This window comes from Bradyrhizobium ferriligni (genome assembly GCF_056837965.1).
This window is the reverse complement of sequence record NZ_JBXEJO010000087.1, coordinates 31,462-40,622: the sequence shown is the minus strand read 5'-3', so window position 1 is coordinate 40,622 and position 9,161 is coordinate 31,462. Positions and strand designations below refer to the sequence as shown.

Sequence of the window (9,161 nt, the reverse complement as noted above, 5' to 3'; positions counted from 1 at the left end):
AACGGCGGCGGCGGTGGTGGCGGCGGCTTCGGCGGCCAGGACTATTACGGCTACCACGGCAATGGCGGCAGCGGTTACAGCGAGGCGGGCTCCGACACCCAGCATCCCTCGACCGGGGCGCAGACCGCGGGCGGCACACCGGCGACGATCGAAGGTGCGGCGGGCGGCGGACAGGGCGCCGACAATTACGGCGGCTCAGGCTACGGCGCACATGCCGGCGGTGGCGCGAGCGGCGGCGGTGGTGGCGGCGGTGTCGGTGGCGGCGGCGGCGGCATCGGTGGCGCCAATTCGGTCGGCGGCGGCGCTTCGGGCAACGTCATCGGCTATGGCGGCGCCGGCGGCATGGGCGGCGGTGGCGGCGGCGGCATTTATGGCGGCGGCAATGGTGGTTTCGCCGGCGGTGGCGGCGGCTCCGGCAACGGCAGCGGATACGCGCACACCGGCGGCAATGGCGGCTTCGGCGGCGGTGGCGGCGGTTCGAGCGGCACGCCCGGCACCGGCGGGTTCGGCGCGGGCAGCGGCTCGCTCGCCGGCGGCGGTGGCGGCGGCTTAGGTGCCGGCGGCGACATCTTCGTTCAGCAAGGCGGCACGCTGACCGTGATCGGCGGTACCTTGATGGATGCGACCGAGACCGGCGGCGCCGGCGCCAATGGTGCGGGCAACGGCTCCGCCTATGGCGACATCTTCATCCAGGGCACGATGGTCGTCACGCCGACGCATACCATCTCCTCCCCCTTCGCCGGCGGGCCGACGATATCCACGACGCTCACGATCGCTGACACGATCGCTGACGAACGTGGCATCAGCGGCAGCGGCACGACCGGCAGGCTCGTCGTCTCCGGCGGCGGCACGCTGACGCTGACCGGTGCGAGCAGCTATGTCGGCGGCACCCAGATCGACAGTGGCAATACCCTCTCGATCACGGCCGACAACAACATCGGTGGCTCGGCCGGCACGCTGATCCTCAATGGCGGCACACTGACCACGACCGGCGGCTACACTTTTACGCACGACATTCAGCTCACCGCCAATGGCGGCACCTTCGACATCTCGTCCGGCACGATCACGGACTCCGGCTCGATCAGCGGCTCCGGTACGTTCATGCTGTCCGGCGCCGGCACGTTGCAGCTCGGGATGGGACAGCTCGCCGGGCTGACCGGGACGTTCGGTCTGAGCAGCGCGCATCTGTCGCTGACATCGAGCGGCACTTTCGACGACACGCTCTCGGTCAGCGGCAATTCGATCCTGTCGATCGCGAACGGCAAGACCGTCTCCGACACGGCCCTCGTCACCGGCAGCGGCAATCTCGGCCTCGACGGCGGCGGTACGCTCGTGCTTGGCCATGCCGCCAATAACTACGGCAGCACGACGATCTATTCGGGCACGGTGTGGCTCACCGCGGCCGGCGCCGCCGGAACCGGCAACATCTCGTTCACGACCGGCATCGCCGGCACGCTGAAGATCGACAACGCCGCCCTGAGCGGCAATGCGTTCACCAACACGATCGCGAACTTCAATCCCGGACAGTTCATCGACCTGACCGGGCTGCAGTACAACACCCAGAATCCGTCGCTCAACACGGTCAGCCTGTCCGGCAACACGCTCTCGATCTCGAACGGCACCACGACCGATACGCTGACCCTTGCCGGCGTCGGCGCCGGGACCAGTTTTCAGCTCTCGCAGGATGCCAACGGCGGAACGATCGTGCAGGTCGTCTCGACGCGCGTCTTCAATGTCTCCAACGTCGCCGAGCTCAACGCGGCCATCCTGCAGATGGATTCCGGCGGGCAGAACGCCGCGCCGAATGCCAACTACACAATCAACATCACGGCGAACTTCAGCCTGACGTCGGAGCTGTACGCGCTCAATCTCTTGAGCGGATCGAGCGTCACGATCAACGGCAGCGACGGCCACGGCGGCACGCATACGATCGACGGTCTCAACGCCCAGCGTGGCTTCTTCGTCTATACGGGTAGCGTCAATCTCGAGAACCTGACCATCCAGAACACGGTGGCCGCCGGCGGCGGCGTCGTCCGCGGCGGTGGCGGCGGTGGCGCCGGGCTCGGCGGCGCGCTGTTCATCTCGTCGAACGGCAGCGCCACGATCGACAATGTCACCTTCCACAATAGCGCGGCGATCGGCGGCAACGGCGGTGCCGGCGGCACTGGCAGTATCAGCTCCGGCTACGGCTACGGCGGCGGCGGCGGGATGGGCGGACGCGGCGGAAGTAGCGGCGGCGGGGGGATCGGCCTCGGCGCTCAGGGCGCGGACAGTGATCTCTTTAGAAGCGGTTCGCCCGGCATTATCCCCAACACCGCTGGGGGCGGCAAAGGGAGCGACGGTTACCTGGTCTCGATCGGGGGCGGGACCGAGCTTTACTGGTATGGCGGAGCAGGCGGCGCCAACGGTGGAGGCGGCGGCGCGGCTGGGTGGATCGGCAGCGGCGTCCGCGCACCCTACGGTCCGGGTGGCGGTGTCGGCGGCGGCAACGGGGCTGATGGCGGCAATGGCGGCTTCGGCGGCGGCGGCGGCGATGGCGGCAACGGCGGCTTCGGTGGTGGCGGCGGCTACAATGGCGACGGTGGCTTCGGTGGCGGCGGTGGCATCGGCGGTGTCGGCGGCTTCGGCGGCGGCAATGGCGGCACCAATGGCAACGGCGCGCCGGGCGGCGGTGGCGGCCTTGGCGCGGGCGGCGACGTTTTCGTCCAGCAAGGCGGTTCGCTGACCATTAAGAGCGGCTCGCTGTCGAATGATTCCGGCTTCAGCGCCGTCAAGGGCGGCACCAACGGCATCGGCCAGGCCAGCGGCTCGGGTTTCGGCTCCGGCATTTTCATCCAGGGCAACAACGATCTCAGCTTCGCGCCCGGCAGCGGCCAGACGCTGACTGTCGCCAACGACATCGCGGACCAGAGCGGCAATGGCGGCACCGGTGCCAATGCGGGCGTCGGCGGGCTTGCGATCAGCGGCGGCGGCACCGTCGTCCTCGGCGGCAACAACACCTACACCGGCAACACCACGGTCAGCGGCGCCGGCACCCGGGTGTCGATCTCCGCCAACGTCAATCTCGGCGCGGTCACCAACGTGCTGAAGCTCGGCGACGGTACCGGCATCAGCTTCACCGACGGTTTCACGCAGACCCGCAACATTACCGTCGCCGGCGATCCGGTCTTCAATGTCGCGGCCGGCGAGACCGTCACCCAGAGCGGCGTCATCTCCGATGGCGCGACGCCAGGCGATGTCGAGGTAACCGGCGGCGGCCGGCTGGTGCTGTCCGCGCACAACACCTATTCGGGCGGTACCGTCATCAAGGGCTCGATCCTCGAGCTGGCGGCGAACGGCGCGGCGGGAACCGGCGCGGTCGCCTTCACCGACGGCAGCACCGAAAAACTCGTGCTCGATGCCGCGGCATTCTCCGGCTCCTCGTTCAGCACGTCGATCACCGGCTTTGCCGGCGGCGACACCATCGACTTCGGCAACATCGGCTATGACGCCGCGGCAACGCTGTCCTATGCGAACGGCGTGTTGCTGGTGAAGAGCGGCAGCGGCACGACGCTCGCCTCGCTGAACCTGAGTTTTGGCACCGGCGCCTCGGCCGGCTCGCTGCTTCTTGGTTCCGATGGCTCGGCGACGCCGCATCTGGAAATCCGGTCGCAGGCAAGCATCGCCTCGGTCACGGCTGACACCACCGATCACCTCACGATCCTGAACGCCGGCAAGGTCGTGACCATCACCGTCAACTTCAGCAACACGGTGAGCGTGACCGGCACGCCCGAACTGCTGCTCAACGACGGCAAGGCCGCGACCTATCTCAGCGGCAGCGGCTCGCAGGCGCTGGTGTTCAGCTACACGGTGCAGGACGGCGACAGCACGTCTGATCTACAGGTGCAGAGCCTCTCGCTCAATGGCGGCACGATCAGGGATCCCGGCGGCCAGGACGCCGACGTGACCCACGCGGCGATCGATTTGCATCTCGTGATCGACGCGATCGCGCCGACCGTGTCGGTCGCGGCGAGCTCGACCGCGCTGCTGGCCGGGCAGACCTCGACCGTCACCTTCACCTTCTCCGAGGCGGTCACTGGCTTCGCGCTGATGGACACGACGGTGAGCGGCGGCGCGCTCAGCAACCTCGCGCATGTCGGCGTCAACGCCGCGCACCAGGACATCTACACGGCAACCTTCACACCCGATGTGACCAACACCGAGGCAGGCTCGGTGCAAGTCAACGCATCGAGTTATACCGACAGCGCCGGAAACGCCGGCGCGGCAAGCAACGCGATCACTTTCACCGGCGATACCAAGGCGCCGACGGTGGCGGTTGCAGCCGATCACACCACGCTGACTGCCGGCGATAGCGCGGTTGTCACGTTCACCTTCTCCGAGGCCGTCAGCGGCTTTGGATTGGGTGATGTCACCGTCCAGGGCGGTACGCTGGACAATCTCACCCATGTCGGCGTCGATGGCGCCGGCCACGACGTCTACACCGCGACCTTCACGCCCGATGTGACCAACACCGAGGCAGGCTCGGTGCAGGTCAATGCATCGAGCTATAGCGATACGGCCGGCAATTCCGGCTCGTCGAGCAACACGATCAGCTTCAGCGGCGACACCAAGGCGCCGACCGTGTCGGTTTCAGCTGACCATGGCACGCTGCTCGCCGGTCAGACCGCGGTCGTGACCTTCACCTTCTCCGAGGCCGTCGCGGGCTTCGCGCTCGGCGACGTCAGCGTCAGCGGCGGCGTGCTGGGCAGCCTTGTCCATGTCGGCGTCGACGGCGCCGGCCAGGACATCTACACCGCCAGCTTCACGCCCGACGTGACCAACGCCGAGGCAGGCTCGGTGCAGGTCAACGCATCGAGTTACAGCGATACGGCCGGCAACGCTGGCGCCGCCAGCAACGTCATCAACTTCACCGGTGACACGCAGGCGCCGACGGTCTCCGTCACGCTCAATCCCGACATGGTGCTGGCCGGCGACCTCTCGGTCGCGACCTTCACCTTCTCGGAGGCCGTGTCGGGCTTCGCCCTTGGCGACATCACCGTCCATGGCGGCGCGCTGAGCAATCTCGTGCATGTCGGGCTCAACGGCGCTGGGCAGGACGTCTACACCGCGACCTTCACGCCCGATGTCAGCGACACCGAGACCGGCTCGGTGAAGGTGAATGCGTCCGGTTACAGCGATGTGGCCGGCAATGCCGGCGCGGCAAGCAACACCGCCCCGATCGGCGGCGATACGCTGGCGCCGACGGTGTCGATCGCGGCTGACCGTAACGCGCTGCTGGCGGGTCAGACCGCGCTGGTGACGTTCACTTTCTCCGAACAAATTGCGAGCTTCGCGCTCGGTGACGTCACGGTGCATGGCGGGGCGTTGGGCAATCTGGTCCATGTCGGCGTCAATGCATCGGGCCAGGACGTCTACACGGCAATTTTCACGCCGGATGAAAGCAACACTGAAGCGGGCTCGGTGCAGGTCACCGCCGCGAGCTATGCGGATATTGCCGGCAATACCGGTGCGGCGAGCGGCACGATCAATTTCACCGGCGATACCAAGGCGCCGACGGTGTCGGTTGCCGCGAGCCCGAGCACGGTGCTTTCGGGCCAGACTTCGGTTGTCACCTTCACCTTCTCCGAGCAGGTCGCGGGCTTTGCGCTCAGCGATACCGTCGTCGCCGGCGGCACGGTGACCAATCTGGTCCATGTCGGGCTCAACATGTCGGGGCAGGACGTCTACACCGCGACCTTCGCGCCAGATATCAACGACGTCGTGGCGGGCTCGATCCGGGTCACCGCCGCGAGCTATGCCGACGTATCAGGCAATACCGGCGCGGCAAGCAATACCGCGACGATCGGCGGCGACACGCATCCGCCGACGGTATCGGTGGTGGCCGATCACACCCTGCTGCACGCCGGCGACGCCGCGCTGATGACGTTCACCTTCTCCGAGGCGGTCGCAGGCTTCGGGCTTGGCGACGTCACCGTCCATGGCGGCCTGCTGGGTAGCCTCGTCCATGTCGGCATCAACGGCGCAGGCCACGATATCTACACCGCGACCTTCACGGCCGATGTAACCGACCACCTGTCGGCCGATCTTTCGGTTGCCGGGGCGAGCTACACCGACATCGCCGGCAATGCCGGCGGAGCAAGCAACGCGATCGGCTTCACCGGCGACACCAAGGCGCCATCGGCGCCGACACTAATGCTGCACCGGGACACCGGCGTCTCCAGCACCGACCACATCACCAGCAATCCGTTGATCGATTACACCAAGTTCGATGCGGCCGACACGCTGCGCTACAAGGCCGACGGCGCGTCGGGCTTCTCGACGACGGCGCCGGTCTTTACGACCGACGGCGTGCACTCCGTGACGGTGCAGGAGGTCGACGCCGCCGGCAATGTCGGCGCGTCGTCGAGCCTGACCTTCACGCTCGACACCACGGCGCCTCATCTCACTGGAATCACGGCGACGCCCTCCGGCGGCGTCGCGACGCCGGGTTCGCTGGTGCAACTGACGGTCGGCTTCAACGAGGCGGTTCACGTCAATGGCGGCACGCCGAGCCTGACGCTGAACGATGGCGGCACCGCAATCTACGACGCCGCGGCAACGGCGCTGCTCGGCGATTCCTCGAAGCTGGTGTTCGATCACATCGTGTCGTCGACCGATCGCGCCGGCTCGCTGGCTGTGACCGGCTTCGCCGCCAATGGCGCCGATGTCGTCGACCTGGCCGGCAATGCAGCCTCGCTTTCGGCGGTGTCCGCCGTCTTCGACGCCCTGCACATCAACGAGACCATCGTGCCGGCCTACACGCTCGGCGCCATTACCCGGCCGGAATTGCATCTGGATCTGGGCGGCCGCATCATCATGGATGCAACGGCATCGGCGTTCGCCGGACATTATGGCACGCAGTACCTGTTCCTCGGCCTGCCGGCGGGAACGCCCCATCAGACCGTTCCCGACTTTCATCTCTGATCGCAGCGCGGCTGGAAGCTCCGGCGCGGCGTCTCATTCCGCTTAGCGGAAAACAGATTGCTGCCGCTGCGGCTTGCTGCAGTACAGGCCATGCGGCATGATCCGGCCCTCGAAACGGACCTGACGGAACGAGGTCCGCGCTGCAAGGGAGGATTTGAATGAGACGAGTTTTGGCCGGCGTGTTGGCCTGTGCGTTTGCGATCTCGGCGAATGCGTCGCTGGCGCAGGACAAGCCTCCGCTGAAGCTCGGCGGCATCCTCGATATGTCGAGCCTCTATGCCGACATCACCGGCTCGGGCAGCGAAACCGCCGCCAAGATGGCGGTGGAGGATTTCGGCGGCGAGGTGCTCGGCCGCAAGGTCGAGATCGTGGTCGGCGACCACCTCAACAAGGCAGACCTCTCCGCCAACATCGCCCGCGACATGATCGACAATCAGGGCGTCGAGATGATCTTCGACGTCGCGGCATCCGCGACCGCGCTCGCCGCTGCCGAGATCGCCAAGGCGCGCAACAAGATCATCATGTTCAACGGTCCGGGTTCGATCCGCCTGTCCAACGAGGCCTGCGGCCCCTATACCGTGCACTACGTGTTCGACACCTTCGCGCAGGCCAATGTGACCGGCCTTGCCGCGGTGAAATCCGGTCTCGATACCTGGTTCTTCCTCACCGCGGACTACGCGTTCGGCCAGGACCTGGAAAAGGATACCAGCAATGTCGTGGTGAAGTCGGGCGGCAAGGTGCTCGGCAGCGTGCGGCATCCGATCAACACCTCGGATTTCTCGTCCTTCCTGCTGCAGGCGCAGGCCTCCAAGGCCAAGGTGATCGGCCTTGCCAATGCCGGCGGCGACACCATCAACGCGATCAAGCAGGCGGCGGAATTCGGCCTCACCAAGAGCGGTCAGAAACTGTCGCCGCTATTGGCCTTCGTCACCGACATCGACAGCGTCGGGCTCGATACCGCGCAGGGCCTGTTGCTGGCGGAAGCCTTCTACTGGGATCTCAACGACGACAGCCGCGCCTTCACGAAGCGCTTCATGGAGCGCACCAAGCGGGTGCCGACTTCGGCACAGGCCGGCGTCTATTCCTCGGTGACGCACTATCTCAAGGCAGTGAAGGCCGCCGGCACCACCGATGCGGCCGCCGTCATGAAGGTGATGAAGGAGACCCCGATCAACGACATGTTCACCAAGAACGGCAAGATCCGCGAGGACGGCCGCATGGTGCACGACATGTATTTGTTCGAGGTCAAGAAGCCGTCGGAATCGAAGGGCCGCTGGGACGACTACAAGCTGGTGGCGACCGTACCGGGCGATCAGGCCTTCCAGCCGCTGTCGGAGTCGCGCTGCCCGCTGGTGAAGAAATAACGCTGCGACAACCAACAACAACGAAAGGCAAAACGCCATGAGCGATAATCAGATGGTCCTCCAATCCCTCGACAAGGGCCTGCTCACCATCACAATGAACCGCCCCGATCGGCGCAACGCGCTCAATCCCGACATGACGCGCGGCCTCGTCGAGGCGGCGCGGCGCGCGCAGGACGATACCGAGGTGCGCGCCGTGCTGATCCGGGGCGCCGGCGGCACCTTCTGCGTCGGCGGCGACGTCAAGTCGATGGCGGAAGGCCGCGCACCGCTGCCGTTCGAGGCCAAGATGGCCAATCTGCGCCGCGGCATGGAGGTCTCGCGCATCCTGCACCAGATGCCGAAGCCGGTGGTGGCGCAGCTCGACGGCGCGGCGGCCGGCGCCGGCCTCTCGATCGCGCTGTCCTGCGACCTCCGCGTTGCCAGCGCCTCCTGCAAGATCACCACCGCCTTCGCCAAGGTCGGCTTCTCGGGCGATTACGGCGGCACCTATTTCCTGACCAAGATGCTCGGCAGCGCCAAGGCGCGCGAGCTCTACATGATGTCGCCGGTGCTGTCGGCGCAGGAAGCCTACAACCTCGGCATGGTCTCCAAGGTGGTGCCCGATGCCGATGTCGAGGCCGAGGCGCTGGAACTGGCGCGTTCGCTGGCACAGGGCCCGTCGGTGGCGCTCGGCTACATCAAGCGCAACATCAACAATGCCGAGACCATGACGCTGGAAGCCTGCTTCGACGGCGAGGCGATCCACCACACGCGTGCCGGCGAGACCACCGACCACAAGGAAGCGGCCAAGGCCTTCGTCGAGAAGCGCAAGCCCACCTTCCAGGGGCAGTAGAC

General features: G+C 66.7%; 3 protein-coding genes. All 3 read left to right on the top strand.

What is annotated here, in order from left to right:
• A partial coding sequence (locus AC1VNY_RS36595; RefSeq protein WP_482408810.1) for an Ig-like domain-containing protein occupies window positions 1-6,963 on the top strand: 6,963 nt, incomplete at its 5' end.
• A 158-nt stretch (window positions 6,964-7,121) separates the two neighbouring features.
• Window positions 7,122-8,327 (top strand): ABC transporter substrate-binding protein, encoded by a 1,206-nt coding sequence (locus AC1VNY_RS36590; RefSeq protein ID WP_092083161.1) that lies wholly within the window; start codon window positions 7,122-7,124, stop codon window positions 8,325-8,327.
• A gap of 37 nt (window positions 8,328-8,364) precedes the next feature.
• Entirely contained in the window at window positions 8,365-9,159 is a 795-nt protein-coding gene (locus tag AC1VNY_RS36585) for an enoyl-CoA hydratase (RefSeq protein WP_028341862.1), read from the top strand.
• The last annotated feature ends 2 nt before the right edge of the window (window positions 9,160-9,161 follow it).

Bases quoted from the DNA above. Each gene is read 5' to 3' on its own strand.
- AC1VNY_RS36590 (WP_092083161.1), top strand. From the start codon at position 7,122: ATGAGACGAGTTTTGGCCGGCGTGTTGGCCTGTGCGTTTGCGATCTCG.
- AC1VNY_RS36585 (WP_028341862.1), top strand. From the start codon at position 8,365: ATGAGCGATAATCAGATGGTCCTCCAATCCCTCGACAAGGGCCTGCTC.